Annotated in this window: 26 protein-coding genes, 3 pseudogenes and 1 riboswitch; of the genes and pseudogenes, 23 read left to right on the top strand and 6 right to left on the bottom strand. The window is 65.6% G+C overall.

The genetic code is table 11. From position 1 onward, the window contains the following. Together PROKR_RS12550 and PROKR_RS12545 are read left to right on the top strand one after the other, a co-directional pair. The coding region (locus PROKR_RS12550; protein ID WP_211240125.1) for a hypothetical protein at window positions 1-1,262 on the top strand (1,262 nt) is incomplete at its 5' end. 100 nt (window positions 1,263-1,362) lie between these two features. Continuing rightward, the gene (locus tag PROKR_RS12545; protein WP_245605805.1) at window positions 1,363-3,300 is read left to right on the top strand and encodes a glycoside hydrolase family 15 protein; all 1,938 of its coding nucleotides are present in this window, start codon (window positions 1,363-1,365) and stop codon (window positions 3,298-3,300) included. Here the strand turns inward: PROKR_RS12545 and PROKR_RS12540 are convergent. Further along, window positions 3,246-3,776: pseudogene (locus PROKR_RS12540) on the bottom strand (LLM class F420-dependent oxidoreductase); the annotation flags it as partial. The gene PROKR_RS12545 and the pseudogene PROKR_RS12540 overlap by 55 nt on opposite strands. 24 nt (window positions 3,777-3,800) lie before the next feature. Here PROKR_RS12540 and PROKR_RS30725 point away from each other — a divergent pair. From PROKR_RS30725 to PROKR_RS12465, 17 genes are all read left to right on the top strand, one after another. Beyond that, a complete protein-coding gene (locus tag PROKR_RS30725) occupies window positions 3,801-5,267 on the top strand; it encodes a recombinase family protein (protein ID WP_084800413.1) in 1,467 nt (488 codons plus the stop codon). Window positions 5,268-5,750: 483 nt separating this feature from the next. Further along, entirely contained in the window at window positions 5,751-7,622 is a 1,872-nt protein-coding gene (locus PROKR_RS12530; protein WP_084800412.1) for a bifunctional DNA primase/polymerase, read from the top strand. Window positions 7,623-7,766: 144 nt separating this feature from the next. Then, window positions 7,767-8,420: a hypothetical protein gene (locus tag PROKR_RS12525; RefSeq protein WP_036963699.1), complete on the top strand. Its 654-nt coding sequence runs from the start codon at window positions 7,767-7,769 to the stop codon at window positions 8,418-8,420. Beyond that, window positions 8,417-8,713 carry a hypothetical protein gene (locus PROKR_RS12520; RefSeq protein ID WP_036963697.1) on the top strand — a complete coding sequence of 99 codons (297 nt, stop codon included), beginning with the start codon at window positions 8,417-8,419 and terminating at the stop codon, window positions 8,711-8,713. The genes PROKR_RS12525 and PROKR_RS12520 overlap by 4 nt, the downstream gene beginning before the upstream one ends. Window positions 8,714-8,855: 142 nt before the next feature. Then, window positions 8,856-9,929: a phage portal protein gene (locus PROKR_RS12515; RefSeq protein ID WP_084800411.1), complete on the top strand. Its 1,074-nt coding sequence runs from the start codon at window positions 8,856-8,858 to the stop codon at window positions 9,927-9,929. Window positions 9,930-10,019: 90 nt separating this feature from the next. Then, window positions 10,020-11,600 (top strand): hypothetical protein, encoded by a 1,581-nt coding sequence (locus PROKR_RS12510; protein ID WP_036963692.1) that lies wholly within the window; start codon window positions 10,020-10,022, stop codon window positions 11,598-11,600. A gap of 124 nt (window positions 11,601-11,724) precedes the next feature. Next, complete coding sequence (locus PROKR_RS12505; RefSeq protein ID WP_036963688.1) at window positions 11,725-12,054, top strand: hypothetical protein; 330 nt, start codon at window positions 11,725-11,727, stop codon at window positions 12,052-12,054. 22 nt (window positions 12,055-12,076) lie between these two features. Next, the gene (locus PROKR_RS12500; RefSeq protein WP_036963685.1) at window positions 12,077-12,541 is read left to right on the top strand and encodes a Rho termination factor N-terminal domain-containing protein; all 465 of its coding nucleotides are present in this window, start codon (window positions 12,077-12,079) and stop codon (window positions 12,539-12,541) included. A gap of 1 nt (window position 12,542) precedes the next feature. Beyond that, a complete protein-coding gene (locus tag PROKR_RS12495) occupies window positions 12,543-12,947 on the top strand; it encodes a hypothetical protein (RefSeq protein WP_036963682.1) in 405 nt (134 codons plus the stop codon). A gap of 68 nt (window positions 12,948-13,015) precedes the next feature. Then, a complete protein-coding gene (locus tag PROKR_RS32690; protein ID WP_157602036.1) occupies window positions 13,016-13,528 on the top strand; it encodes a hypothetical protein in 513 nt (170 codons plus the stop codon). Between the two features lie 30 nt (window positions 13,529-13,558). Next, entirely contained in the window at window positions 13,559-15,109 is a 1,551-nt protein-coding gene (locus PROKR_RS12490) for a hypothetical protein (protein WP_036963678.1), read from the top strand. A gap of 1 nt (window position 15,110) precedes the next feature. After that, window positions 15,111-15,470, top strand: a complete 360-nt coding sequence (locus PROKR_RS12485) for a hypothetical protein (protein WP_036963675.1) — start codon at window positions 15,111-15,113, stop codon at window positions 15,468-15,470. Continuing rightward, window positions 15,467-16,624 carry a hypothetical protein gene (locus PROKR_RS12480; protein WP_036963672.1) on the top strand — a complete coding sequence of 386 codons (1,158 nt, stop codon included), beginning with the start codon at window positions 15,467-15,469 and terminating at the stop codon, window positions 16,622-16,624. Before PROKR_RS12485 ends, PROKR_RS12480 begins: the two co-directional genes overlap by 4 nt. A gap of 10 nt (window positions 16,625-16,634) precedes the next feature. After that, window positions 16,635-17,096, top strand: coding sequence for a hypothetical protein (locus PROKR_RS12475; protein ID WP_036963670.1), 462 nt, complete (start codon window positions 16,635-16,637; stop codon window positions 17,094-17,096). 11 nt (window positions 17,097-17,107) lie between these two features. Then, window positions 17,108-17,440 (top strand): hypothetical protein, encoded by a 333-nt coding sequence (locus PROKR_RS12470; protein WP_036963668.1) that lies wholly within the window; start codon window positions 17,108-17,110, stop codon window positions 17,438-17,440. Then, window positions 17,424-17,795, top strand: a complete 372-nt coding sequence (locus PROKR_RS38185; protein ID WP_157602034.1) for an HNH endonuclease — start codon at window positions 17,424-17,426, stop codon at window positions 17,793-17,795. The genes PROKR_RS12470 and PROKR_RS38185 overlap by 17 nt, the downstream gene beginning before the upstream one ends. Before the next feature lie 141 nt (window positions 17,796-17,936). Then, a complete protein-coding gene (locus PROKR_RS12465) occupies window positions 17,937-19,448 on the top strand; it encodes a hypothetical protein (RefSeq protein ID WP_036963665.1) in 1,512 nt (503 codons plus the stop codon). Here PROKR_RS12465 and PROKR_RS12460 read toward each other — a convergent pair. Then, window positions 19,445-19,675 carry a GntR family transcriptional regulator gene (locus tag PROKR_RS12460; RefSeq protein WP_036963663.1) on the bottom strand — a complete coding sequence of 77 codons (231 nt, stop codon included), beginning with the start codon at window positions 19,673-19,675 and terminating at the stop codon, window positions 19,445-19,447. The genes PROKR_RS12465 and PROKR_RS12460 overlap by 4 nt on opposite strands. Before the next feature lie 85 nt (window positions 19,676-19,760). Here PROKR_RS12460 and PROKR_RS12455 point away from each other — a divergent pair, with 85 nt between their 5' ends. After that, the gene (locus PROKR_RS12455; RefSeq protein WP_036963662.1) at window positions 19,761-20,009 is read left to right on the top strand and encodes a hypothetical protein; all 249 of its coding nucleotides are present in this window, start codon (window positions 19,761-19,763) and stop codon (window positions 20,007-20,009) included. A 289-nt stretch (window positions 20,010-20,298) separates the two neighbouring features. On the opposite strand, the pseudogene PROKR_RS12450 reads toward PROKR_RS12455, so the two are convergent. Continuing rightward, a pseudogene (locus PROKR_RS12450) lies at window positions 20,299-20,553 on the bottom strand (LLM class flavin-dependent oxidoreductase); the annotation flags it as partial. A 46-nt stretch (window positions 20,554-20,599) separates the two neighbouring features. Continuing rightward, window positions 20,600-20,692: riboswitch (TPP riboswitch) on the top strand. On the opposite strand from PROKR_RS12450, the gene PROKR_RS12445 reads away from it, so the two are divergent. Then, complete coding sequence (locus tag PROKR_RS12445; RefSeq protein WP_169736405.1) at window positions 20,684-21,457, top strand: TenA family protein; 774 nt, start codon at window positions 20,684-20,686, stop codon at window positions 21,455-21,457. It overlaps the preceding riboswitch by 9 nt. Window positions 21,458-21,511: 54 nt before the next feature. Then, window positions 21,512-21,943, top strand: a complete 432-nt coding sequence (locus PROKR_RS12440; protein ID WP_036963658.1) for an SRPBCC family protein — start codon at window positions 21,512-21,514, stop codon at window positions 21,941-21,943. A gap of 31 nt (window positions 21,944-21,974) precedes the next feature. Here the strand turns inward: PROKR_RS12440 and PROKR_RS12435 are convergent, their stop codons facing one another. The 3 genes from PROKR_RS12435 to PROKR_RS12425 all read right to left on the bottom strand — a co-directional run bounded on the left by PROKR_RS12435 (window position 21,975) and on the right by PROKR_RS12425 (window position 25,618). Continuing rightward, on the bottom strand, window positions 21,975-22,733 hold the full coding sequence (locus PROKR_RS12435; RefSeq protein ID WP_036963656.1) for a methyltransferase domain-containing protein: 759 nt from the start codon (window positions 22,731-22,733) through the stop codon (window positions 21,975-21,977). 184 nt (window positions 22,734-22,917) lie between these two features. Further along, entirely contained in the window at window positions 22,918-24,297 is a 1,380-nt protein-coding gene (locus tag PROKR_RS12430; protein ID WP_036963654.1) for a family 43 glycosylhydrolase, read from the bottom strand. Between the two features lie 337 nt (window positions 24,298-24,634). After that, window positions 24,635-25,618: a quinone oxidoreductase family protein gene (locus tag PROKR_RS12425; protein ID WP_036963652.1), complete on the bottom strand. Its 984-nt coding sequence runs from the start codon at window positions 25,616-25,618 to the stop codon at window positions 24,635-24,637. Between the two features lie 69 nt (window positions 25,619-25,687). On the opposite strand from PROKR_RS12425, the pseudogene PROKR_RS12420 reads away from it, so the two are divergent. After that, window positions 25,688-26,144, top strand: a pseudogene (locus tag PROKR_RS12420) (N-acetyl-gamma-glutamyl-phosphate reductase); the annotation flags it as partial.

Genomic DNA, 26,144 nt, shown 5'->3' with positions numbered 1-26,144 from the left:
GGCCCGCGGGGAGCCAGGCCACCGCGAGCCAGGCCACCGCGAGCCAGGCCACCGCGAGCCAGGTCACCGCGAGCCAGGCCACCGCGGCCCAGGTCACCGCGAGCCAGGCCTCCGGCGAACAGGGGTCGTCCCTCGCGGCCGCCGCCACGCCGCTCACCGCGAGCAACTTCCGCTACACGCTGTCCGAGACGTCGTCGTCCCTGATCGGCGCGCTCGACTCCGCCCTGCCGAACGTGTCCATGAGCACCGTGGCCGACGACGGCAACCGCACCCCGAGCTGCGGCAGCGCCCCCTCGGTCACGCACCGCACGGCGTACTACTGCTGGAACGACGGCGACCAGGACACGAGCGCCTGGTACCCGCAGGGCATCACCACCAGCTCGGACGCGTTCGCCGCGGGCACCTACGAGGGCAGGCGCATCAACCTGGTGAGCTGGTACGACCACGCCGAGGACGGCATCGACAAGGGCGTCCGCATCAGCGTGTCGAACCTGTCGGCGAGCGCCTCGGCCCCGCCGTACCGGCACCTGCTGCTGGTGGAGCCGAGCGGCACCACGGCCACGCCGTCGTTCAAGCCGATCGACATCCACGCGGGCGGCATCATGTGGTACGGCAACCTGCTGTACGTGGCGGACACGGGCGGCGGCTTCCGGGTGTTCGACCTGGACCACCTGTGGCAGGTCTCGACGGGCAGCGCGTCGAAGATCGGGCGGCAGTCCGACGGCTCGTACCACGCGTTCGACTACAAGTACGTGCTGCCGCAGACCGCCAGGTTCACGGACTCGACGGCGGGCGGTTACGTGCAGCTGCAGCACTCGTCGGTGTCGCTGGACCGCAGCAGCTCGCCGGACTCGGTGGTCGTCAGCGAGTACCGCAGCAAGGACGACCTCGCGGCGGGCGCCCAGGTGCGGACCATCCGCGTGCCGATCGACTACACGAACCGGTACCTGAAGCCGGCCTCGGACGGCGTCATCAAGGCGACCGAGGCGTACCGCACGGACCTGGAGAGCGTGCAGGGCTCGACGGCGATCAACGGCGAGTTCTTCTTCTCGCAGAGCGACGGCGACGACTTCTCGAACCCGAACTCGGACGGTGACCTGCACACGTTCGTCGCGCCGTCGGGCGCGATCGTACGGCACGGTGACGCGCTGACCGTGGGTGCCGAGGACCTGTCCTACGACCCGACGCGGGACTACCTGTGGTCGCTCGGCGAGTACCCGGGCCACCGGTGGGTGTACGCGGCGGACGCCTCGTCGTTCTGAGCCCCGCCTGACGTGTCAGACGTACGGGTCACCCGAGCGGCCTGCACGTCTGACACGTCGATCCATGGTGTCCGGGTCGCGCCGAACCTAGTCTTTGACGGTGACGCGCCGAATCGAGGATTACGGGTTGGTCGGAGATCTCCAGACCGCGGCTCTGGTCGGCCGGGACGGTTCGATCGACTGGATGTGCCTGCCGAGGTTCGACTCCCCGGCCTGCTTCGCCGCGCTGCTCGGTGACGAGCGGCACGGGTCGTGGCGGCTCGGCCCGACGTCGGGCGGCGCGTGCACGCGCCGGCGCTACCGGGGCGACACGCTGATCCTGGAGACGGAGTGGGACCTGCCCGAGGGCCGGGTGCGGGTGCTCGACCTCATGCCGCCGCGCGGCGAGGAGGCCGACCTGGTCCGGATCGTCGAGGGCATCAGCGGGCACGTGCCGATGACCACCGAGCTCCGGCTCCGGTTCGACTACGGCGACATCGTGCCCTGGATCACCTGGGACCGGGACGCGCTGCGCGCCGTCGCCGGCCCGGACTCGGTGCGGATCGACTCGCCGGTGCCGCTGGAGCACGCGGGCGCGAACGAGGGTTCGGTGCTGCGCGCGGAGTTCACCGTCGGGCCGGGGGAGCGGGTGCCGTTCGTCCTGAACTACCACGCGTCGCACCTGGCCACGAAGGACCCGGTGGACCCGTACGCGGCGCTCGCCGACACGGAGGACTTCTGGCGGTCCTGGATCGGCGGGTGCACCTACACCGGCCCCTGGTCCGACGCCGTCCACCGGTCGCTGATCACGCTGAAGGCGCTGACCTACGCACCGACGGGTGCCATCGCGGCGGCGGCCACGACGTCACTGCCCGAGGAGATCGGCGGCGAGCGCAACTGGGACTACCGGTACTGCTGGCTGCGCGACGCCGGGCTCACCCTGCAGGCCCTGATCGGCACGGGCTTCATCGACGAGGCCCGGGACTGGCGGGCATGGCTGCTGCGCGCCGTCGCCGGCGACCCCGCCGACCTGCAGATCATGTACGGGCTCGACGGGCGCCGTCGGCTGCCGGAGTACACGATCGACTGGTTGCCCGGCTTCGAGGGCTCCGCGCCGGTCCGGATCGGCAACGGGGCGGCGAACCAGCTCCAGATCGACGTGTGGGGCGAGACGCTGGACGCCCTGCATCAGGCCCGGGAGGCGGGGCTGGAGCAGGACCGGGAGGCGTGGCGCCTGCAGCGCGCGCTGCTGGAGCACCTCGAGGAGCACTGGGCCGACCTCGACAACGGGCTGTGGGAGGTGCGCGGCCCGCGCCGTGCGTTCGTGCACTCGCGCGTCATGGCCTGGGCCGGGTTCGACCGCGCGGTGCGCGCCGTCGAGAAGCACGGCCTGGTCGACGAACCCGTGGACCGCTGGCGCGCTGTCCGTGACCGCATCCACGAGGACGTCTGCACCAACGGGTTCGACGCCGAGCGCAACACGTTCACCCAGTTCTACGGGTCCGACGGCCTCGACGCCGCCCTGCTGCTCATCGGGCAGGTGGGGTTCCTGCCCTGGGACGACCCCCGCGTGGTCGGCACGGTCGACGCCGTGCAGCGTGAGCTCGGCCAGGACGGGCTCCTGCGGCGATACCACAACGAGGCCGACGACCAGGTGGACGGCCTGCCGGGCGCCGAGGCGACGTTCCTGGTGTGCAACTTCTGGCTCGTCGACGCGCTGCACGGCATCGGCCGCGCCGAGCAGGCCGTCGCCCTGTTCGAGCGGCTGCTCACGCTGCGCAACGACCTGGGGCTGCTCAGCGAGGAGTACGACGTGCGCACCGGACGCCACCTCGGCAACACGCCCCAGGCGTTCAGCCACCTGGGCCTGGTCAACAGCGCGTTGCGGCTCGGCCAGGGCCTCGCCGAGCCTGCTGCTGGTGCCGGTGCCGGTGCCGGTGCCGGTGCCGGTGCCGACGGCGAGCGTGCCGCCGACCCCGGCACCGTTCCCGTGCCGGCCGAGTCTCAGCCGCGGGAGTCGCGCCAGGCGATCCAGCGCTCCGCGGTCGACAGGTCGTAGTCCGGCCCCGTCACCCCCACGGTGAACAGCGTGGCCCCCGCCGCAACCAGGGCCTCGCCCGTCTCCTCGGGCGAACCCTGCGCCTGCACCGAGCGCTCCACCAGGTTCGCGGTGTCCCGCCCGACGGCGGCGCCGTGCTCGTCGAGGATCGCCGACTTGGCGGTCAGCGTGGGCACGTCGCCGAACGCGTGCCAGATGTCGGCGTGCTCGGCCACGATCCGCAGCGTCTTGCGCACGCCGCCACCGCCGATCAGGATCGGGATCTCGCGGGTGGGCGCCGGGTTGCCGGTCGCCAGCCGGGCCTTGATGCGTGGCACGGCGTCGGCCAGGCTCGCGATCCGGGAGCCAGCCGTGCCGAACTCGTAGCCGAACTGGTCGTAGTCCTTTTCGAACCAGCCGGCACCCAGGCCCAGGATCAGCCGCCCGCCCGAGATGTGGTCGACCGTGCGCGCCATGTCCGCCAGCAGGTCGGGGTTGCCACAGTGTGCTTGACTCCGGTCATGAGAACCGTACTGTACGTCCGCCTGAGCGTCCACAGAGGTGACGCGGATCCGAGCACATCGCCCGAGGGTCAGGAGGCTGCGTGCCGGGCCTACTGCGAGGCGCAGGGATGGCCCGTGGACGACGTCGTGACCGACCTGGATGTCACAGGAGGGTCCAAGGGCCTACGGCTCGACCGGCCAGGGATCAAGCGGCTACGGGAGATCGGCGCTGAGCGCGTCGTGTTCCTCAAGATCGATCGCGTCGCCCGCAACGTCAAGGACTTCCTGACGCTCTCGGAAGAGTTCGCGCTGGTGTCCGTCAAGGACAACCTGGATCTGTCCACACCGATGGGCCGGTTCGTGGCCACGATCCTTGCGGCGTTCGCTGAGATGGAACTCTCAGTCATCCGTGACCGCGTCAAGGACGGGCGCGCCATCCTGGACGCACAGAAGCGGTTCGCCGGGGGAGTGGTGCCGTACGGCTACCGCGTGGTGGACAACCCGGACGGTAACGGCAAGATCCTCGCCCCGGACCCAGACGAGGCCCCCCTGTGGCAGACCGTGGCAACCGGCATCCTGGCCGGTCGCTCGCTGCGCATCCAGGCGCGCTATCTGAACCACAAAGGCGTGACCTCGCGACGGGGCGAGACGATCACCTACAACACCGTGCGCGATGTCCTGTCGGGCGATGCCATCGTGGGCCGCAAGAACGGTGTGCAGGTCTGGGAACCCGCCATCGACCTTGAGACGTGGGCGCAGTTACGCGGGATCTTCGAGGCGCGCAAGTTGCCCGAGGGACGCAGGCGCGGCAAGAACACCACGCTCCTGTCAACGGTCATGACGTGTGCGGGCTGTGGTGGGCCGCTGTGGATCTCCAACGACCGGGGCACGTTCTACGCCCGGTGCAGCACCCGTATCAGCCGGGATGAGTCCACGTGCGATGCGCCCGCGTCGGTGAAGTACGCATCGCTTGAGGACATGGTGCTTGAGCGGATCGAGGCCACAGCGAAAGAGCGGCCCGTTGTGGTCCGTGGGCGACTCGGCACGGACCCTGTGGCGCTGCGGGACGCCGAGGATGCGCTAGAGGCTGCACAGGCCCGTCTGCGGGCCGCTGAGACCGAGGATGAGGAGTCGGCAGCCCTGGCCGCTCGACGGGCCGCACGCGCCACCCTGGACGCTCTGAGCAAGACCACAGGGCAGCCGGTGCTGCGCATCACGGGGGAGCGCGTCTGGGATGTGCTCATGGCCGAGGACATCGACGCTGCGGCCAGGGCAATGCAGCAGGTGGTGTCGCGGGTGATCGTGACCAAGGGACGTACGCCGAACACGGGTGTGCTCGACCCTGCCCGTGTGGAACTGGAGTGGGCGGAGTACACCGAGCCGGGACCGGTCGCGCCACACGTGATCCGGCGCGGCGGCGAGATCCTGAACCTTCCTGAGATCGAGCGCTACGAGGAACGGACAGGGAACAAGGTCCCCCGCTAAGAGGGGGGTCAATCGGTTCGGAAAGTGAAGGGGGGTCGGGGGGTCACCGACCCCCCTCACGCATGCCAAAGGGGTCACTCAGACAGGGGTGTTCTAGGTGAATCTGTGATCCATTTCTATAATAATTACCTTAGTAGTAGTGCTCCCAACCCCCCTTACTAATACTTTTTGGAGTGACACCCCACCGACCCCCGACCCCCCACCGACCCCCCTCGCAAATTGAGTGTGTAAACGCTCAATCACGGACTGCCCCTGTGCCGTGACCGAGGCGGTATTCCGGCGTGTGTTTTAATAGATATATCGCGCCGACCGACTTGGAACTCTTAGGCACGATCCACTATCTACCCCGTCATTGGGTGAGCGTTTCCAAGTCCGCTCCCCGATGGCGGGGCTTTCGTTTGGAGACACCATGGTTGAGTTCACGATTGACATCCCCCTGACTGATGAAGTTGTCGAGGTGCTCCCGGGCGTTCGGGAGGGCAAGTGAACCCGTACGTCATCCCGCTAGTCCCTGACGGCAAGATTCCTCAGGCGAGCGTTTACACAGCCAAGCCTCAGACCGAATGGGCCGTGGATACGAATCGTTGGGGTGTGGCGTGCGGCCCGAACTCCGATGTGTTCGTGGTCGATTTCGACACCTACAAGGGCTTTCCCACTGACCATGACCTTGCGCAATTGCTGGCCAACTCGACCACTCGCAAGGTGCAGACCCCCAACGGCGGAACTCACCTGTACTTCCGTTGGGTCGATGGGATCAGCAACGCGGGCGGTGAGCCCGGCCGCGTGGACATCCGTGGGATCGGTGGCTACGTGGCCACTGGCGACGGCTACACGGTCCTTAACGACGTCGAGCCCGAGGAAGCCCCGGCATGGTTGGTTGAGCGCCTGAGGGCGGCTACCACGACCATTCGCGAGAGTGAGCCGCCCGCACAGTTCACCGCCGAGTTGGGCGAGTTGGTAGCCGCGCTCCCAGTGGAGATGCGCGGGCTCTACACCGAGGAAGGTGTGCAGGGCTCACGCTCTGACCGCGTGTGGCGTCTGATCAAGGATCTGTGCGAACTGGGATGGGACATCGAGGATTCATTCCTCATTGTCCGCAACTCTCAGGACGTGCTTGCCAAGGGCTGGGAAGATGCGAGCGTGTGGAGTCAGGTTCAGAAGGCTTACGCGGAGTGCAAGCCACGTAAGGACCTTTGGAACTCGCGTCCGATTCTGGCCGCTATCCGAGAGGAAGCGCGCTTGTCCAAGGTGGCACCTAAGGCCATGCTTGGCGCGCTGCTCACCTCTGCCGCACACATGATCCCTTGGAATGTCGGTCTGCGGACGTACCGCGAAAAGCCCATGTCCCTCAACCTGGGCATCGTGCTCTACGGTCGTTCCGGCTCGGGAAAGGACGCTGCGGCGTCTGAGGCACGCACGCTGTTTCCCGTGGGCGTTCCTGTCCCGCGTGAGAGCGTGCGCTCTGGCGAGGCAATCCCCGATGCTTTCGGCTCACTGAACGAGAGCGCCGGGGCGTTCGAATGGCACCAGCCCGGACACAATATGCACTTTGAGTTCGCTGAGGTGACCTCGCTGGAAAAGTTGATGGATCGCCAGGGTGCCACACTCGGAATCATGCTCACGCTCATGTTGAGCGCCGACCGTATCGGGGGCAAGAAGGCAGGCAACAAGGGTGCGTCTGTCCCGGCTGACGCCTACCGCGCGACGTTCTCTGTGAACGCGCAGCCGGGCCAGAGCGGAGTTCTCGTGTCCAAGGAGAGCGTTAACTCAGGGCTCACAGGTCGCCTGCTCTGGGTTCCTGCTGAGGTTCAGGAGACTCTGTCGTTTGAGGAGTTCATGGCGCTGCACGGTAAGCCGCGTAGGCGCTTCAAGGTGCCTGAGGTTGACTGGTCGGGCGTCGAGAGCATCAAGGCGCTTGAGGCCATCAACCGCGCTTTCTACACAGACGACTCAGAGGCTATCGACGGTCAGGGGATCCGGTTGCGCTCCGTTGTGGCATGCTGCCTTATGGTGCTTGACGGTCGCACAGCGCTGAACGAAGAGGATTGGGAGTTGTCCGGCCAGGTGATGGGCTGGTCCCGTGAGACTCGGACGGCTGCTATAGATGCTCAGTCGAACGTGGCATTCGAGACCAAGGTCTCAACACTCGCTATGGACAAGCGAGTGGAGAAGGAAGTCAACGACGGTCCGGCCCGTGTGGCCAACAAGATTGAGCGCAAGGTTGCTGAGCGCGGCAAGGTGACTAGTGTCTCGGCGCTCAAGAAGTTGAACTACATCAATCAGGCTGACAAGTCTTTCCGCGATGCTGCGCTTGAGATTCTGGCCGCGCGCGGTGTGGAAGTGTTCGAGTCGTAGCGCTGTCCACACAGGCCCCATTCGCTCAAAGGCGGATGGGGCCTTTTTGTTTGTCCCGAACGGCTACATGTCCTGACCGAATGTGTAAACGCCATTATGGTAACCTATATGTAGGAGGAAAGGCAAGCAAGATAACCTCACAGATTGGCTAAGCAAATGCATGCGATTCAGATTCAGCAGTTGGTTCAGGACGTCGCTGCTCACCACAGCAACCGCCCACTGTGGCTTGAGCGGGTAGAGCCGTTCATGGGGCTCGACGGACGCCCCTACGTCACGCCGCTTGAATGGCTCGCGGATTGGGCGCAGGAGCGCCTGTTGGAGTTGGACGGGCTGGAGACGTGGCAGGGCTGGCAGCGTGCCAGCAAGGCACTCGGGACATGGTTGTCCCGGCAGGCGCAGTACGCCGCTCAGGAAGCCGTACAGGAGCCTGAGCCGTTGCGTGTGGGCTACGAGGCCTCTACGCACGAACTAGTGCGCGCAGCGAGCCGTGAGGCAAAGCGCCTGTGCCGCAAGCGTCGGAACCTTGTCCTGGCCGGGCCGGTCAAGGATCAGACCGACCTGAACGGGAACATCGTCGAGGCGTCCGAGTGGTGGGCGTACGGCTTTGAGTTCGTGGCCGAGAATGCGGCGAAGCTTGAGGTACTCGGAGAGACCGCGTTTGTCTCCAAGATGGCTACCTACATGGTTGATCAGAAGGAACGCGCAGAGGCAGAGACTCCTGAGCGCAACGAAAAGGGCGGGCGAGTGCGCGTCGTTCCTGCTGCGATTGACAAGGTGCTTGAGGTGATGAGCGCGTGAACCAGATTGCACAGGCTGAGCGCCTGAACCTCATGCTTGAGGCGCACGCCATCATGCGACACAAGGCGGTGTGCCGGATCACCTACTGTCTGCCGCACGATGCGTTCCACGTCGTCCGCCACGGGCAGCAGTTCAAGGCGCGGCACGATGACCCGCTAGACGCGGCCATTGAGGCAATCCGCAAGATGAACAATGCTCCGCTGCTGCGCAGCGATCCTGCCCCGGATATCTGGGCTCTGCACTGGCCGCGCGACAAGTCCAAGTTTTCCGCACTAATGGCCCTTAGAAAGTAGAGACGCGCTTAGCCAAGTAAGTCTCACGTCTCAGAAACACCCGGCAGGCGTGCCCGCGATCTCCTCCTATCGCGACAGGGCACCCTGTCGGGTTTCTTTTGCTCTCATACAGACTTACAGCGTAAGGAAGGCTGGTGCCCGCATGGCAGGACTGCCGAGTTTCAAGGATCTTTCAGTCTTCCTGACCCGCGCAAGCGATCCGACGACTAACTACGTGTCGCCGCTCAATCCTCCCAACACGCTTGCCCCCATCATCGTGGGCGACGTGTTCGGTCCGCAGGATGACATAGACCCGATGACGCCCATTAGCCGGGCAGAGGCGATGACCATTCCGTCTCTGATCCGCGCACGCGGCATTCTCATGATCATTGCGTCACAGCCGCTCGTTGCCTACAAGGGCGCTCAGCGCTTGCAGAGACAGCCCGGATGGCTGAACCGCACCGACACGAGCGTTTCGCCACAGGCGCGCGTGATCGCGACCATGGATGACTTGATTTTCAACGGCGAAAGCCTCTGGTTCGTAGAGCGCAACTCTTTCGGCCAGATCACGGACGCCGTGCGCGTCCCGTTCGATGATTGGCGCGTGACGCCTGAGGGCGACATCGAAATGCACGTCACTAAGGACCATTGGGTCAAGGTGCCGGACCCGCGACGGGTTATCCACTTCCGAGGTTTTCAGGAGGGGATCTGCACTATCGGTGCGCCCGCCCTCCGTGCGGCTAGCGATATTCAGCGCTCTGTGGCATCCCGTGCTGCAACTCCGGTGCCGTTGCTCGACCTGCACATCACGGATGACGTCGAACTAGACCGAGACGAAAGGGCGCTCATGCGCCGCGAGTGGTCCGCCGCACTCAAGAACCCAGACGGCTCTGTAGCGATCACGCCTAGCAACGTCGAGGCGCGCGCCATGGGCGCTGAGGGTACTAACGACTTCCTCACGGCAGCCCGTAATGGCTCCCGGCTCGACGTCGCGAACCTCTTGCAGTTGCCCGCGTCGCTCATTGAGGGATCGACCTCTACGGCGTCGCTCACCTATTCCACGTCCGAGGGCAAGCGGTCCGAACTCAAGGACTACGGCTTGCAGCTCTGGGCGGGGATCTTCAACGCGCGTCTGTCGATGGACGACGTGACCGCAGCAGGAACGCGAATCGCGTTCGACTTTAGCGACCTCTCCGAGGTTCCCGACGACGGGCTGAGCCCGGCTACGGAGGATTGATGACTAACGACGAAAAGACCGAGAATGAGACCGAGGATCGGCAGGAAGCCGTTCCGGAGTTTGCCCGTATCCACTTCAGGGCGGTCTGACATGACGACTCTGATTGCAAACCTGGATACGCGAACGCTGTCCGGCAAGGTTCTCCCGTTCGGAGAGATTGGTTACACCAACGTCGGTGCCGTAATGGCGTCGGCTGAGTCTGACCTGTCCTGGCCGGACACCGTGTCGCTGAACCGTGAGCACGACGGCGACACGTTCAAGTGCGGCACGGGCGCGCTGGAGAAGCGCGATGACGGTATCTACGCGTCGTTCTCTGTGGATGAGGGAGCGCACGGTGACGTCGTCCTACTTGAGGCGTCCGAGGGCAAGCGCAACGCGTTCTCGATTGAGATTCCCTCTCCTGTGATCCGCGCAAGCAAGATCGTTTCGGGTGTCATCAATGCCGTTGCGGCTGTGGTGAAGCCCGCTTTCAAGAGCGCGCTTATGGCAGCGGATGCGGGCGAACTCGCAGACCTTCCCGACTGGTTGCAGCCTGCCGAGTCCACCACGGACGAGACAGAAGACATCGTGATTGACGGTGTGACCTATACCCGCAAGACCACTCGCACGAACAAGACGACCGTAGAGGTTAAGGAAGGGGCCAACGTGCCTACTGACAACAAGATTGACGAGACGGACAACGCCAAGGTTGACCTCACCGCCGCGTTTGGCGAGTGGGCTAAGGCGAACCTGAACAAGGACGACAAGGCCCCGGCGCTCACCGCTGCTAAGGCGTTCAAGACCCTTGCTCAGGGTGAGGATCTGCACGCCGCTCTTGCGTCGGTCACCCACGATGACGGGGACAACGACGGTGACGGCGTGGGCGAGATCTCCGCGCCTCAGGGCTGGCTGGGCGAGGTCTATAAGAAGACGACCAAGCCGCGTAAGTTCTCGACGCTCATTGCGTCGGGCGACCTGACCCACTACCGCGAGGTTGGGTACAAGGTCACGGGTGAGCCGACTGTTGCCGACTACGCGGGCAACCTTGCTGAGGTTCCCACGGGCAGCATGACTGTTGCGCCTGTGAACTACACCGCTGAGCGTGTGGCGCACGGTGCGAACGTTGACCGTCGTTACTTCGACTTCAACGACTCGACCGCCATTCAGTCGTTCACTGAGGCGCAGATCCGCAGTTATGACAAGGTCATGGACGCTAAGGCTCTTGCGTTCATCATCGCGTCGGGCGAGACCGAGACCGCTGGTGAGTACGTGCCGGGCATCGCCCGCGCGATCCAGGGCGTTGTTGACGGTGCTCTCGCGCTCATTGGCGACGACCTGACGCCGACCGGCGCTGTGATCGGGCTCGACCTGTGGCGCGCTGTGATGCTCACGCCCAAGGACCAGGTCACCGAGTACCTGTCGTCCGCGTTCGGGCTTGAGGATGGCGAGTTCGGCGGGTTCCGCATGGTCCCGACGTCGGCCGCTGGTCTGGCTGGCAAGGTGGCCGTTCTCGACGGTTCCACGCTCCGCCTGAAGGAGTTGGGTGGTGGCGCTCCGGTGCGCGTCGAGGCTGAGTACGCCTCCAACGGTGGTCGCACCCTGGCCGTGTTCGGCTACTACTCCGAGCAGGAGTTGGAGGAGGGCGGCGTTCGCATCGTCACCCCCGCCGCTCCTCCCGTTGAGGCTCCCTGAGCCTGATCTAGCCGGGGCACGCGGTTGAGGCAGTGACCTCCCGCGTGCCCCCTTCCAGGCTGTGGCAATTTTCTACGCCGCGGCCCATGCCGGCCATTAGAAAACTTTCACGGAAGGGGTGCCCATGTCCTGGATCACTGACGAACAGGCGATTGGCCTTTGGGCCGACGCCGAGAATCTAGAACCCGACGTCTTGCAGCTTCTGCTTGCCAGTGCCTATGAGGACTGTGTGGCGTTCCTTCCCGAGTTGCCCGAGGGCGAGGACTACGAGGACAAGCCCACACCTAACCGGGTGCTCGCTCAGTTGTACCAAGCCAAGTCGCGTTACAACGCTCTGCTGGCCGGTAATGACGGGCAGATCGGCGCGGGGGAGAACACGATCACGCTGTTCCCGCTCGATTGGCAGGTTAAGCAACTCTTGCGACCCAAGAGGGGACGGCCGACCTTTGGCTAACGCATACGACCACATCCGTAGCGTGCTTGACGGTCTGCCGGATCAGTTCGTCATCAACAAGATGACGCTAAACCCGGTCATCCCCACAGGCAAGTTCGGCATCGTCTTCTACCTCGCGAACACTGCCCCTGTGGCGACGTTCAGTGCGCAGCGCAACAACACATGGAACCTCGCCGTGATTAGCCCTCTGGCATCCGAGGATGCTGCCACAGAGGATCTTGTGGACGCGCTGGACGAGGTTCTAGAAGTGCTGGAACTGGAACCCACCTTGCAGTGGGAACAGGCGACGTTTGAGCCCTTCAATGAGCGCCTGTGGTGCTACTCCGTACAGGTCTCGCTCTACACGACGTGGACGCCACCTGAGCCTGAGCCGGTCGATTTCAGCGCCAAGACGGTTGCCGAACTCCGTACCTATGCCACAGACAACGACATAAGCCTTGCCGGGGCGACCCGTAAGGCAGACATCATTTCAGTATTGGAGTCTTAACATGGCAACTGTTGCCGTTCAGCCCTTTGTGCTCCGTGACGTTGATCTCGTCATCGGCACCGACAATTACGAGGCGCACACCTCGCAGGTGGAGTTCACGCCGACCACGTCCAGCGTTTCTTGGACGGGCCTGGCGAACAACACCGTTACTTCCCAGACCACGGCTACGTGGGCGTGCACCATCGCTCTCGCCCAGGATTGGGACACGGCGGATTCGCTCTCCCAGTACCTCATGGACAATGAGGGTCAGGTTGTCGCTGTGACCTTTACCCCGGCCAGTGGGCAGGGTTCGTTCGCTGCGAACGTCACCATCACCCCGGGTGCCATCGGTGGTACGGCCGGTGCGTTCGCTGTGGCGACCGTGACCCTTGGTTCGACCAAGCCGGTGTTCACCCCCGCTGTCTGACCTAACCCTGATAGGCCCGCCCGTTCACTCGGGCGGGCCTTTCTCGTATACGGAAGGGGTACACACGCATGTTGAGTGTTGAGGGTAACGACGAACTCAAGGCCGTAGCACTCGGTATGAAAGTCATTGAGCGGGACGTCAAGAACGCGGTCAACCGTGCAACCCGCGCGGAACTAAAGCCGATCTGGAATGCCGAACTCAATGCATCCCTGGCCGGTACCAACACGTTCACGTCCCGGCTGCTCAAGGGCGACCGCGTGAGTCCCGGCAACCCGCCCACGGTGTACGCAGCGACGTCCAAGCGGGGCGTAGGCAAGTCCAAGCGACTCAACCCGGCTGAGCACTACTACTTGGCTGAGTTCGGTGCCAGGGACAGCCTGTACCGCAAGTATCAGCGTCGCTCCGAGAACGGCGGTTCACACTCCGTTGAGCGCCGTACCAACACCGGGCTGCCGCTTGCTTATCGCAAGGGCCGTGTCGTGTATCCGGCCGCAGCACAGGCCATTCCTCGCCTTGCCTCTCTGTGGGTTCAGGTATTCGTCCGCACGGTGTACGAGGCAGCAGAGGGTAAGGCCGGTTAAGACCACGCTAATTTCGACTAAGGGGCGATAATGCCGATCAAGATTGAAATCGTCTCCGACGTTGCCAAGGCAGTCGGCGGCGTCAAGGATTTGGGTGGTGAGTTCGACAAGGTTGCCGACTCGCTCGACGACCTTATTGACCAGGGCAAGGACGCCGAAAAGGCGCTCGACTGGGGCACTCCCGACTCGCTCGAAAAGGTCGATGATGGTGTCAAGGACGCTACCGACTCCACAGAGAAACTAGAAAAGAAGTTCAAGGACGCTGCCGACACAGTTAAGAAGATTGACGGCAAGTCGGTGCGCGACCTGGATGACGATTTCAAGCGCGCTGAGCAAGGCGCTGAGGAGTTCGGAGACGAGTCCACGCAGATTGCCAAGGAAACCGCCACGTCGTTCGACGGCACGGCTGAGTCGATTTCGGATGTCTTCCGGGATCTGGCCGCTAACGCGTTCGCCGGTTTCGGTCCCGCTGGTGTCGCTGCCGGTGTTGCTGTGGCCGCTGGTCTCGGACTCGCGCAGGCAAAGCTAGAAGAGATCGCAGAGAAGACGAACGAGTCGGCTGAGGCTGCGGGTTCGTGGGCTCAGGAGTTCAACAAGGCCACCGACGCCGAGGGCCGTATTGACGCGCTTGCTTCGTCTTTCGAGGAACTGTCCACCACGATCGTTGACGACAAGCAATGGTTTGAGGTCTGGCAGGACGAAGCCACTACCGCCATTGAGGCTGTGGTTGATGGCTACGAGGCTGCCGGGCGCTCTCTGAACGACTTTGCCAGTGCCTTTAACCAGGATGACCCTAAGCGTCGTGCTGAGGCTCTGCGGGAAGAGGAAACGGCACTCCAGGCACAGGCCGACGCGTACAACGATCTGAACCAGGCTGCCGCCAATCGCTTTGACGTGGACGAGGCGCGCAGGCTTGGCGAACTCCGAGACCAGACGCAGGCTGCTGCGGACGAGATCGGCCGACAGGCAGACGTTCAGGAAAAGGCCAACAAGATCACGGACGCCGCTGCTGCGGCAGAGGGTGACCACGCCGATTCGCTGCGGGAAACCACAGAGGCCATTCAGGAAAAGAATGACGCCACGCGCGAATCCATGTCGGCCGAACTGGACTGGCTAGACACCCTGGCCGGTCTGACCAAGGCCGTTGAGGAAAACGGCACGTCGCTCAACAAGAACTCGGCCAGGGGGCGGGAGAACATCCGCTACCTGATTGACGCAGCGGACGCGGTAGACGATCTCTACGACACGGTGCTTGCCGAGACGGGTTCACAGGAAAGGGCTGCCTCCGCTCGTGACAAGGCGTCACGCGAATTGCGGCAGCAGGCCGTGGACGCTGGCTATTCAAAGCGTGAGATCGACAAGTTGCTTGGCTCGATCAACCGCACGCCGCGATCCAAGACGACGGATATCAAGGTCAACACCCGTGAAGGTGAGAAGGATATTCGCGATTTCATCAATTCTGCCCCGTCTGACGTGGGTATCGGCGTGCGCGCGAATACCGCGCAGGCAAACCAGGATGTGGCGAACTTCCGTCACTCACAGCAGAGCATCCCAATTACTATCGGACTAAGGGCGGTGTGACATGGCCACGATTACCACAGCGGCCGATTCCACGGTCATCACGCCGTTGCTCGTACTTGACTACGCATACGCCAGAGGCTCTAGGAACGTCGTTCTTGAGCCTCTGGGTAGTTCTGACCCCACTGTGTTTCTACGGGCCGCACAGAGCCGCGCAGGCACGCTCTCGCTGCTGTTCGGTAGTGCGTTCGCAGCCCGTGAGGCTGTGGACCTCCTGAGCGCTGCCGACCGGTTCACGTTCGCTGAGCCGGCAGTGGGCGAGGAGTGGGATTTCGTCGTCACAGGCGATATCCGCAACGCAAAGCAGCAGGGCGTTGAGTTCTGGGTTGTCAACGCTGAGGTTCGGGAGGTGGCGCAACTGTGATCGGGATTCTCGATTGGGATATCCGGGCTAACGGCGTCACCCTTCCGGCCACAGGCGGGAGCATCAACATTGATGACCAGAACGTCCCGGCTATCAGTGCCACAGTGGTCGTGCCCTACGACGCAGACCTTGAGGCACTGCTAGATCCCCGCAGCACTGTGGTCCCGCGCGTGACGCTCAACGGTCGCATGACCGAGTGGGCCGCAAAGACTGTGGCCGACCTTGACGCCTATTTCGCGGCTGAGGGACGCACCACGGCTGCGGGCGTGACTCTGGAGTGGGCCGGTAAGAACGTCGGTGACATCACCATGATGTTCGGCAGGCCGCTGTATGACCTCGCCCGTTACGAGCCTCAGAAGATGAGCCTGGACCTACATGTCCGGGAGATCTCGCATGACGGTTTCGAAATGAGTATTAGTCTCGCATCGGATGAGGCGCTGCTCACGGATTGGGCCATAACGTCTGGCCAGGACATGTTTCCCATCAATGACGCCATGGCCGGGGCTAACCCGCAACATGCTGGCCCTTGGGTTAATGCTGTTATCTCGGCAGTTCTGGGATACGGGCTGACACCAGGCGTTTACGACACGACGCCGTTGTCCACCACGTATACGGATGTTCTCGACTGGACGATGTACACCAGTGCATGGGACATGTTCCGACCCGTCCTTGAAGACACCGACTTGAAGCTTCGAGTTGGCCCGACAGGTCGCGGCTTCACCCTAGAGCGTCCGGAGAACAGCATCAACAACCCGGCAACGCATTCGTGGTTGTTCACGGACGAAGATGTGACGACTGTTCGTCACGTCAAGTCGCGTACGGGTGACTGGTACGACTCGGCGCTGTTGCAGCGCGCGGACCACACATGGACTGGTGGTTATCCGAATCCGGGGCTGCACTCACGAACGTATATCGAAACTGTCCCTGACACGGTGAAGCCCTCATTTTCGATGGCTCAGAACATCGCACGCCGTTCCGTGAATCGTGGTCAGTTCATCGACATTACGGCACCCATTCAGTTGGGTGTGTTCATGCGTGACGAGTTCGCGTACGCACCGACGCTGGATGACACCCCCGAGCAGTGGATTGTTAAAAGCGTTACATATGACTTGCTTGCCGGAACCATGAACATTCGCGGTGAGCAGCGATACTAAGGAGTAACTAATGCCTCTCGATTCAAACGGCATTTGGACCTACACGGAGTCGGACAACGTCGCTCCGTTCTCTACATTCATGAACCTGGGCATGGACTCGGTGAGTGATGCTATCGGCCCGTTCATCGCTGATACGGGATGGGTGAACATCCCTCTACGGGCGGGCTTCACCGCTGTGTCCGGCGACGTCCCGCAGATTCGCCGCGTCGGGCCGATCGTGTCCGCACGCGGGGCTGCTACAGGTCTGGGAGTGTCCGGCACGACGAATGTCGCGGACCTGCCCCCGTTGCCGAGCGGCTTCCCGCTCGCAGGCTCGTTCGCCCCCGGCTCGCCGATCGACCGGGCCGCCTACCTCGGTAGCGGGTCCTTCTACCGCTTGACGGTCTCGACCGCCGGGGTCCTCGCCGCGAACAACGTGACCAGCGGAACCAGTTTCACGTACCGGTTCTCTGCCCTCGACTGGATGATCTAGGGAGCACGGACATGAACGCAGAAGACATCGCCCTTGTCCTGGCCGCTATCGGTGACTCATGGCCCGCAGCGCTCGTGTTCATCGCGGGAGTGATTGGGTTCGTGGTGTGGAAAGCCCTGCCGTACCTCAAGGACATTCAGCGCCTTGCCAAGGGCATTGATCACCAGGTGAACAACAACAGTGGCAAGAGCCTCAAGGATGCGGCAGACCGTGCGGACAGGGGCATTGCTGAGGTGAAGCAAATGCTCATTGACCACATCGCCGACGCCGCTAAGGACAGCGAGCGTATCGAGGCGCTAGAGGCCCGATGGGGCGCTAGTGGTACCCATGCCCCGGGGGAGTGAGATAGGCCGCTCACGGGGCAGGCAGGGGGCAATGCGGGGTACCCCCGCAAAGGGGGGTAGGGGTAGCAGCCAAGGTGGCGTGTGGAGTGGTCGAGTGGTCACCTCTGCCCGTGCCCACTGGCGCACCCGGCTACCCCAGCCCTGCTACCTCTGTGGCAAGCCTGTGCTTCCTACTCAGCGTTGGGTGGTGGAACACATGGTGCCCCGGTCACAGGGCGGGTCACTCACCGCACGGTCCAACCAGTGGGTCAGTCACCGCACGTGCAGTGACTCAAGTGGTGGACAACTTGCACAGTCCAAGCGCAAGGCGAACGAGGCAGCAGACCGCCGCGAGTTCCGCGACTGGACTCGTTGATCACTGACGTTTTTTGATAGTGGTTGATAGCCCTCGCTCGTCGTCCCCTCTCTTTGTGCGTGTAGATCGCACCTACTAACCAAACCCTCTGAAAGGGGGCTATTTGTCATGCCCGAAAGCGCAATCGCAGTTCCTAGGTTCATGTCCGAGGTTCCCGAGGGAACCGACGTTTCCGAGACTCGCAAGGGCATGGAAATGCTCGGCTTTACCGCTGAGGGTGACGAGGGACTGTTTACACAGAGCCTGAATGTCGGCCGAGTCCTGGCCGCAAAGGATGGCGAGGGTGGTTCGCTCTACAAGCAAGTCATTGTGGAGATCGGCCGACGTGCCACAAAGAGCACTTCCATCATGGCGACTCTCATTGGTAGAGCCATGGCTAGGCCCGGCTACAAGGCCGTTGTCACAGCGCAGAGCGGCGTTATCGCATCGTCCATCATCCTTGAGCACGGCGAGATGCTGGAGAACAACGGATACGCGGGCTACAAGCGCAAGACGTCCGATGACGTCGAGGGTGACGGGACGATGCGGCTGCTGCGCAACGGCGGACGCGAGAAGATCGAGTTCAGCAACAAGTCCGTGATTTGGTGCGTTCCCCCGACCGCTGCGGCGGTGCGCTCTAAGGCTGCTGACGATGTGTGGATTGATGAGGGCGGAGAGCATGAGGGCGAAAAGGGGCAGTCGTTCCTGGACGGTGTGCGCCCGCTCATGGACACGCGCGGCGAACTCGCACAGTTGATCCTCTCGGGTACGCCCGGCATCGCTCGTGTGGGCATGTTCTGGGACGCGCTGGAAGACGCGCGCAAGGGCACAGACCCTGACGACGGGATCGTTGATTACAGCCTCAGTGATGAGGAGTATGGCGAACTCGATCCGCGCCCGTGGGACGACCTGAGCGAGGAACAGCAGGAGATCGAGCGCGCTGTGTGGCGTCGCATCCACCCTGGGCCTAGCAGTTACAAACCGGACGGCTCGACGCTGACCAGCGTGCGAACGCTAGAGCGTCGCCGGGCAAAGATGCCGTTCCACCAGTTCGTCAGGGAGTACCTGTGCTACTGGCCTGCGGACGCCATGACGAGCGCTATCGACATGGGCGCGTGGGCGGCTTGTGAGCGGCCTGCCGTGTCCCTGCCGGACAAGTGGGCGTGGGCGTACGACGTGGCCCCGGATGGCTCTGCTGCGGCTGTCTGTGCGGCATGGCGTGACGACGACGGCAACGCGTGGCTGGAAGTGCTCGACTACCGGCCAGGGACGGACTGGTTGCCCAAGTTCGTTCAGGCGCACAGGGGCACTCAGCGGTTCGGCATCGCCTATGACGCCATCAACGCGAACCTTGACCCGGCTGCCGTGATGGAAGCTTTCAAGCCGCGTGTGAAGACCAACGGGCTGCACATGAGCAAGGGTGTCGTTCCGGCACAGGCGCGGTTCGTCCGTGAACTCAACGCGGGCCGCATCCGCCACAGCGGGCAACCGACCCTCACGACGGCGCTTGAGGGTGCCAGGTGGCGCGAGAGCGAGGGTGGGCGGCTGTTCGGGCGTAAGGCGTCGGCCAACGACGTTGCGCCCGCTGTGGCCGCGTCCCTGGCCTTGCACGTCTACGACACGGATGTTGCAAAGCGCTCGACCGGGGGAGGGTTCACCGGCATGTTCGACTAGCCGGTGACGTAGGTGCCCTTGCCGCGCACGGTCTCGGCAAGCCCACGGTCCCTCAGGACTTGGATGGCCTGCCGGACCGTGGGGCGTGAGACGTCGAACTCCTCCGTGAGTTCCGTCTCTGACGGGATGCGGCGGCGTGCCGGATAGGTGCCGTCCGCGATGCGGGCCGCGAGTACGGCAGCGATCTGCGCGTACAGCGGTTCCGGCCCGTCAAGATCCAACGTCATATCTCGACCGTAAGTGTCGCGCGACGATGCTTCACGAGAGGTGACGACACCTGACAGGACATGACAAGTGCACTAGATTTCGGGCATGACTTCCCAGATGCCGCCCGAGGGCACAGAGGCCCGGTGCGTGTTCTGCCGCGAGATGGTGATGCTGGTTCCCGTGCCGTCCGGGGGTTGGCACTGGTTGCATGAGGGTGACCCGATTGACGGGCAGCGGCACTGCCTAGGCGGCGTCCGGACGGCCATGCGCACGCTGCACAAGCCTGGCGGCTTCGCCTGGATGTACGACGCGTCCGGCTACCCGCTCATGCCTACAGGGCAGCGGATGCCGTGAAAGTTTTCTGACTGCCGGCCGTGGCCGCGGTGAAACAAAATGACAAGGCCCGTACCCCCTCGGGGGTACGGGCCTTTGTCGTCTGCGGGGGAGTGCTACCTCCAACCCGCGATGGTCTCGCTGGTCTGGATGACGGCAGGGCTACGGTGCCGCTCGACGTAGACGATGCCCCCACCAACCAGGGTGAGGAACAGTCCGAGCAAGGCGACCACAGCGAGAGCGTGGCGCAGACGGGGCGTGTTCTTGAGGCGCATCGGTGACTCCGTTCCTTCCGGAGTCAAGGTGGCTACGGGTTGCGGTAGCCGATGCCCGACACCAGCGCGCCGATCTCCACGCGCTCGGTCTGCTCGGCCCACGCGCCGAGCATGGTCCAGCACTCGAAGTGCTTGCCGTCGGGGTCGCCGCTGAGCGGGAAGAAATGATCCCAGTTGAACAAGATGTCGACGCCGGCCTCCTCGGCGCGGAGGACCGCGTCACGAAGCTGCGAGTAGTCGGCGTGCTGTGGCTGGAGCTGGACTCCGATGCGGATGGGACGGTCTGTCATGGCGGCAGCCTACGACCGGCACGTCTCCGGTCGGGTAGCCTCGGCGGCACGTGACACGGGGTGCCCTGCCAGGGCTGAGACCACACCCGTCGAACCTGATCCAGATCATGCTGGCGAAGGGATGTCCATCGTGACCTCTGTCGTACCCGTCTCCGCGGAGACACCCGTCGTTGCCCGTGCCGAGACCCGCACCGCGCCGGACGGCGACGCCGTCCGCCCCTTCACGGAGGAGGCCTGGGACCGCATCGCGGGCTGGCGCGACGCCGTCGACCGGATGCCGTTCGTCGTGGCGCTCGCGGACGGCTCGCTGCCCGCCGAGGCGTTCGCGTTCTACCTCGCCCAGGACGCCGCCTACCTGCGCGAGTACTCGCGCGTCCTGGCGCGGGCCGCGCAGAGTGCGCCCGACCCGGCCGCACAGGGCTTCCTCGCCCGGTCGTCGGTCTCGGCGCTGGAGGTCGAGACGGCGCTGCACCGCGACTGGCTGGGCGCCCACGCCGGGCTCGCCGCGGCCGACGTCGCCGCCGTCGAGGCCTCACCCGTGACCGCGGCCTACACCGGTCACCTGCATGCCGCGGCGTCGGGCAGCTACGCGGAGACCATCGCGGCACTGCTGCCCTGCTACTGGCTCTACGCCCATGTCGGCGGTGTGCTCGTGGAGCTGGCCGGACGTCGCCCCGGCGGCCTCGCCGGCCACCCCTACGCGGCCTGGATCGGCACCTACGGCGACGAGGGCTTCCAGGTAGCGACCCGGCAGGCTCGCGCCCTGGCGGACGCCGCCGCCCGCTGGGTCTCCCCGGACCAGCGGGAACGGATGCTGCGGGCCTTCGAGATCTCGTCGGTGCACGAGTACCTCTTCTTCGAGCAGGGCCTGACCCGCCCCGCCTGGCCGACGCCACCTCTGTAGGTCGAGACTAGGGGTGACGCCGCCGACGGCGCCGACCCGAGGACAGGAGCACCGATGCCGAACTACAGCACCTCCGCCGAGATCGACGCGACACCCGAGGAGGTGTGGGCGGTCCTGTCCGACGTCGAGCACATGCCCGACTGGACGTCGTCCATGCGGTCGGTCGAGATCATCGACGGGCCCAACCCGCCCGACGTCGGCACCCAGGTGCGGATCGAGCAGCCGGAGCTGCCGCTCGCGGTCTGGCTGATGGACGAGTGGGACCCGCCGCGGCACTTCGCGTGGATCACCGAGGCGCCGGGTGTGACCACGCAGGCGGAGCACCTGGTCGAGCCGCTGCCGGACGGTCGCTCCAGGGTGACGCTCGCCATCACGCAGACCGGCTCGCTGGCGTGGCTGGTCGGCGGTCTGGTGGGTAAGCGCACCCGGGAGTACGTCGACACCGAGCTGGCCGGGCTCGAGGCCCGCGTCACCCGGCAGGGCTGACGCCGGGCCCGGCGCTCGGCGTCGTACCGGTTCAGACCCGCGTGGCCACCACGAACACCCGGCGGAACGCCAGCGGCGTCCCGTGCGCGTGCTCCGGGTAGGCCGCGCGCAGCGCTGCCCCGAACTCCTCCTCGAACCGGGTGCGCAGGGCCGGGTCCTTCGCCTCCAGTGCCTGGAGCGTGGGCTGGGCTCCGGTCGCCGAGATCCAGCGCAGCACAGGGTCCGGCCCGCGCAGCACGTGCGTGTACGTGGTCTCCCACGCGTCCACCGACCAGCCCGGCCGGGCCAGGATCTCCAGGTACTCGCCCGGGTCGGCGGTGGCCCGCCGTTCCACCGGCCCGACGACGTCCGCGTACGGCGCGCGCGCCGCGACCTCCCGCAGCAGCCGGTGGCTCGGCGCGTCGTGGTTGCCCGGCACCTGGAACGCGAAGGTCTGCGCGGCGCGGTCGGCGAGCGTCGTCAGCAGGTCGCGGTGGCCAGGCACCCACTGGAGCGCCGCGTTGCTGATCACGAGGTCGGCCCGGTGCTCGTCGGTGCTGAGGTCGGCCAGCACGTACTCCGTGCCCGGGTCCGCCTCCCGGGCGCGCTCGATCATGGCGGGGGAGGCGTCCACGCCGGTCACGTGCGCCTCGGGCCAGCGGGCACGGAGCACCGGGGTGAGATGGCCCGGGCCGCAGCCCAGGTCCACGATCGTGGTCGGTGACTCCGGCACACGGGCGACCAGCTCCGTGAACGGCCGGGACCGCTCGTCCGTGTACTGCAGGTATGCGCCGGGGTTCCAGTCGGCCATCGCAACTCCTCGCCGTCGAGTATCTTGATATCAAGATACATCACGACGGGCCGCAGTCCTGGCCCTGATGTGCGCCGTGGCCCAGCGATTGCGCCCGGCGCACGCCGCAGCCCAGCGATTGCGCCCGGAACGGTTGCGGTTTCGGGCGTGATCGCTGGGCTGCCGACGCGCTGGGGCGCGGCCGCTACGCGACCTCGATGTAGTCGAGCTCCGTGAACGCCGTCCCCTTGCCCAGGCGGATGGTGTTCCAGCCGGCCTGCAGCGTGATGTCCTTGCCGGCCTGCTGCCAGTTGTCCCAGCCGGTGATCGGGTAGCTGATCGACCCGGCGGAGGTCCCGTTGACGGTCACCGTGTGCGATGCCGTCTCCGCCGAGCCGTTGGCGTAGCCGACGTGCAGCGTGTAGCTGCCGGACGTCGGCACGTAGATCGCGCCGATGTCGACCGAGCTGTCGGCGTGGTCGATGTACGCGACGACCTTGCCGTCCGAGGCGCCGGCCGCGTTCTCGCGCACCGAGCAGTTGTTCAGGGTGCCGCGCTCGGCCTCGTAGCGCACCCGGCTGCCGCGCACCACGGGGTTGGAGCCGGCCCAGCCGAGGTCGGCCACGTACATGCCGCGGCCGCCCGCGTCCCGGTGACCGTGGAAGATCAGCTTGTCGCCGCCGGAGTCGCGCAGCACGTCCGCGCCGCCGGGGCCGGCCACGGCGCCGTCGAGCGAGTCGGTGGTCATGAGGAACCGGAAGGCCTTGGTGTACGGCCCGGTGATGGAGCCGGCGACGGCGTAGTTGGTGCCGTACGAGTTGGTGCTGTACGGGCCGGCCGAGTAGAACAGCACGTACTTGCCGTCCACCTTGGTCACCACGGGTGCCTCGATGATGCCGGCCTCGTCGGCCCGGTCGTTGCGCAGCACCTGGGTGGCGCCGCCCTGGAACGTGATGCCGTCCGCGGCCACGCGCTGCACGTGGATCCAGGTGGTGGCGCCGATGGCGTTGCCGTCGTTCTTCCACAGGATGTACCGGGTGCCGTCGCTGTCCACGAAGCTGGACGCGTCGATGGCGCCCCCGTCGCCCAGCGGGCAGATGAGCGGCTCGCTGCCGACCGGGGCGAACGGGCCGCCGGGGGAGTCGGCCAGCGCGGCGCCGATGCACTGGCGCCCGGACGCGTTGTGCCAGGCCGTGTAGTAGAGCAGGTACTTGCCGTCGGCGCGCCGGGAGACGTCGGGCGCCCAGGTGCGGCCGGTCTTGGCCCAGGCCCCGAGCGTCGGCAGGGCGTCGGTGGACTGGAACGTCCACGGGCCGTCCGGGTCGGGCGCGCTGGCCCAGGGCAGGTTCTTGCCCTGGTTGGTGGCGTAGGCGTAGTAGGTGTTCCCGAACTTGGACACGTCGGGGTCGGGGAAGTCGCGGTCGAGCACGAGGCTCGGCCGCACCGTCGTCTGGACGGAGACGTCGCCGGCGGGCGCGTCGTCCGCGGGCGCCGCGACGGCGGAGCTGGTGGTGAGGGTGCCGAGCGCCAGTGCGGCGACGGCGACCCCCGTGGCCAGGGCGCGGGAGAAGCGGGGAAGTACCACGTTGAACCTCCGGGCTGGAACGAACCGGTCGGGTGAATTGTCGCCATCGCGCGGATCGCTGTAAAGGCCTGAGCAACGGCAAGGGCGAAAAAGATCCAACGTTAAACCGACCCGGCGGCCGACGACCGCTGGCCGACCGCTGACGGCCGACGGCCACCGGCGGGGCGGCGTCGGCAGCGGCGTCGGCAGTTTGCCCGGCAAACTCGGCAGTTGGCATTGAGATCGGTCCAGGCCTGGACCGATCTCAATGCCAACTGCCGAAGCTCGTGGCTATGTGCCGATCTCGACGGCACCCGACAGCACGTTGTGGACCGCCGTCGTTCCGGGGCGACCCGGCTCAGGGGACCAGCAGCACCTTGCCCGTCGTGGCCCGGGACTCCAGTGCGTGGTGCGCCTCGGCGGCCTCGGCCAGCGAGTAGGTGGCCCCGATGCGGACGTCCAGGTCACCCGATGCGGCGGACGAGAGCACCTCCGAGGTGCGCCACTCGATCTCGCCGCGCGTGAGCGTGTAGTGCGCGATGGTGGGCCGGGTCAGGAACAGCGAGCCGCCCTTGTTGAGCCGCTGCGGGTCGAACGGCGGGACCTGGCCCGACGCGCCGCCGAACAGGACGAGCATGCCGCGCGGGCGCAGCGAGGCGAGCGAGGCCTCGAAGGTGGTACGGCCCACACCGTCGTACACGACGTGCACGCCCTGGCCGTCGGTGAGCTCGCGCACCAGCGTGGGCAGCTCGGTGGTGAGGTCGTCCAGCGCCGCGTAGTCGATGGTGTGCGCGGCGCCGGCCTCGGCGGACAGCGCCGCCTTCTCCGGCGTGGAGACCGTGGTGATCACGCGCCCGCCGCGCGCCACGGCGAGCTGGGTGGCCAGCAGCCCGACGCCGCCCGCACCGGCGTGCAGCAGCACGTCGTGCCCGGGCTGCACCTCGAACGTGGACCGCACCAGGTAGTGCGCGGTGATGCCCTGCAGCGGCAGCGCGGCGGCGGTGGTCAGGTCGAGCCCGTCGGGCACGTGCACGACGCCGGCGGCGTCCACGGCGACGAGCTCCGCGTAGGAGCCCGGCCCGTCGTGCCAGGCCACGCGGTCGCCGACGGCGAAGCCGGTCGCGCCCTCGCCCACCGCCTCTACGGTGCCCGCGCCCTCGGCGCCCACCGTGTGCGGGTACTGCATCGGGTACACGCCCGAGCGGCGATAGGTGTCGATGAAGTTCACGCCTGCCGCGGCGACGCGGACCAGGAGCTGTCCTGGTCCCGGCGTCGGGTCGGAGAGCTCGGTGTACTGCAGGACCTCGGGGCCGCCCGCCTCACGGGCTACGACTGCGTGCATGGGCCGAGCCTACGTCGCGACCACGAGACGGGTTTCGCCCTCGCTGCATAACTATGTATAGTGCCGAATATGTCCAGCAGTCAGCTCATCCGTGTCGCCGTCGCAGGCGCTTCCGGCTATGCGGGCGGGGAGGTGCTGCGCCTCCTGGCGGCCCACCCCTTCGTCGAGATCGGCACCCTGACCGCGCACGCGAGCGCCGGGTCCAGCCTCGGCGAGGTCCAGCCGCACCTGCGTAGCCTCGCGCACCGGATCCTGGAACCCACCACGCCCGACACGCTCGCCGGCCACGACGTCGTGGTGCTCGGCCTGCCGCACGGTGCGTCCGGCCAGGTGGCCGCGCAGCTGCCCGACGACGTGCTGGTCATCGACCTGGGCGCCGACCACCGCCTGGAGTCGGCGGCCGACTGGGAGCAGTTCTACGGCTCGACCCACGCTGGGACCTGGCCGTACGGCATGCCCGAGCTGATCCACGCCGAGGCTCCCGCCGCCGACCGGGCCGCGGCCGACCTGGCCACCGCCGCCCGCC

This window comes from Promicromonospora kroppenstedtii DSM 19349 (assembly GCF_000515355.1).
Taxonomy (GTDB): Bacteria; Actinomycetota; Actinomycetes; order Actinomycetales; family Cellulomonadaceae; genus Promicromonospora; species Promicromonospora kroppenstedtii.
The sequence above is the reverse complement of the archived record's forward strand: the minus strand, read 5'-3'. Positions and strand labels throughout refer to the sequence as shown.

What these genes read in the sequence shown, in the direction of transcription:
- PROKR_RS30725 (WP_084800413.1), top strand. Translation starts at nt 3,801, where the DNA reads ATGAGAACCGTACTGTACGTCCGCCTGAGCGTCCACAGAGGTGACGCG.
- PROKR_RS12515 (WP_084800411.1), top strand. Translation starts at nt 8,856, where the DNA reads ATGGCAGGACTGCCGAGTTTCAAGGATCTTTCAGTCTTCCTGACCCGC.
- PROKR_RS12510 (WP_036963692.1), top strand. Translation starts at nt 10,020, where the DNA reads ATGACGACTCTGATTGCAAACCTGGATACGCGAACGCTGTCCGGCAAG.
- PROKR_RS12505 (WP_036963688.1), top strand. Translation starts at nt 11,725, where the DNA reads ATGTCCTGGATCACTGACGAACAGGCGATTGGCCTTTGGGCCGACGCC.
- PROKR_RS12495 (WP_036963682.1), top strand. Translation starts at nt 12,543, where the DNA reads ATGGCAACTGTTGCCGTTCAGCCCTTTGTGCTCCGTGACGTTGATCTC.
- PROKR_RS32690 (WP_157602036.1), top strand. Translation starts at nt 13,016, where the DNA reads ATGTTGAGTGTTGAGGGTAACGACGAACTCAAGGCCGTAGCACTCGGT.
- PROKR_RS12490 (WP_036963678.1), top strand. Translation starts at nt 13,559, where the DNA reads ATGCCGATCAAGATTGAAATCGTCTCCGACGTTGCCAAGGCAGTCGGC.
- PROKR_RS12485 (WP_036963675.1), top strand. Translation starts at nt 15,111, where the DNA reads ATGGCCACGATTACCACAGCGGCCGATTCCACGGTCATCACGCCGTTG.
- PROKR_RS12475 (WP_036963670.1), top strand. Translation starts at nt 16,635, where the DNA reads ATGCCTCTCGATTCAAACGGCATTTGGACCTACACGGAGTCGGACAAC.
- PROKR_RS12470 (WP_036963668.1), top strand. Translation starts at nt 17,108, where the DNA reads ATGAACGCAGAAGACATCGCCCTTGTCCTGGCCGCTATCGGTGACTCA.
- PROKR_RS38185 (WP_157602034.1), top strand. Translation starts at nt 17,424, where the DNA reads ATGCCCCGGGGGAGTGAGATAGGCCGCTCACGGGGCAGGCAGGGGGCA.
- PROKR_RS12465 (WP_036963665.1), top strand. Translation starts at nt 17,937, where the DNA reads ATGTCCGAGGTTCCCGAGGGAACCGACGTTTCCGAGACTCGCAAGGGC.
- PROKR_RS12460 (WP_036963663.1), bottom strand. Translation starts at nt 19,675, where the DNA reads ATGACGTTGGATCTTGACGGGCCGGAACCGCTGTACGCGCAGATCGCT.
- PROKR_RS12455 (WP_036963662.1), top strand. Translation starts at nt 19,761, where the DNA reads ATGACTTCCCAGATGCCGCCCGAGGGCACAGAGGCCCGGTGCGTGTTC.
- PROKR_RS12440 (WP_036963658.1), top strand. Translation starts at nt 21,512, where the DNA reads ATGCCGAACTACAGCACCTCCGCCGAGATCGACGCGACACCCGAGGAG.
- PROKR_RS12435 (WP_036963656.1), bottom strand. Translation starts at nt 22,733, where the DNA reads ATGGCCGACTGGAACCCCGGCGCATACCTGCAGTACACGGACGAGCGG.
- PROKR_RS12425 (WP_036963652.1), bottom strand. Translation starts at nt 25,618, where the DNA reads ATGCACGCAGTCGTAGCCCGTGAGGCGGGCGGCCCCGAGGTCCTGCAG.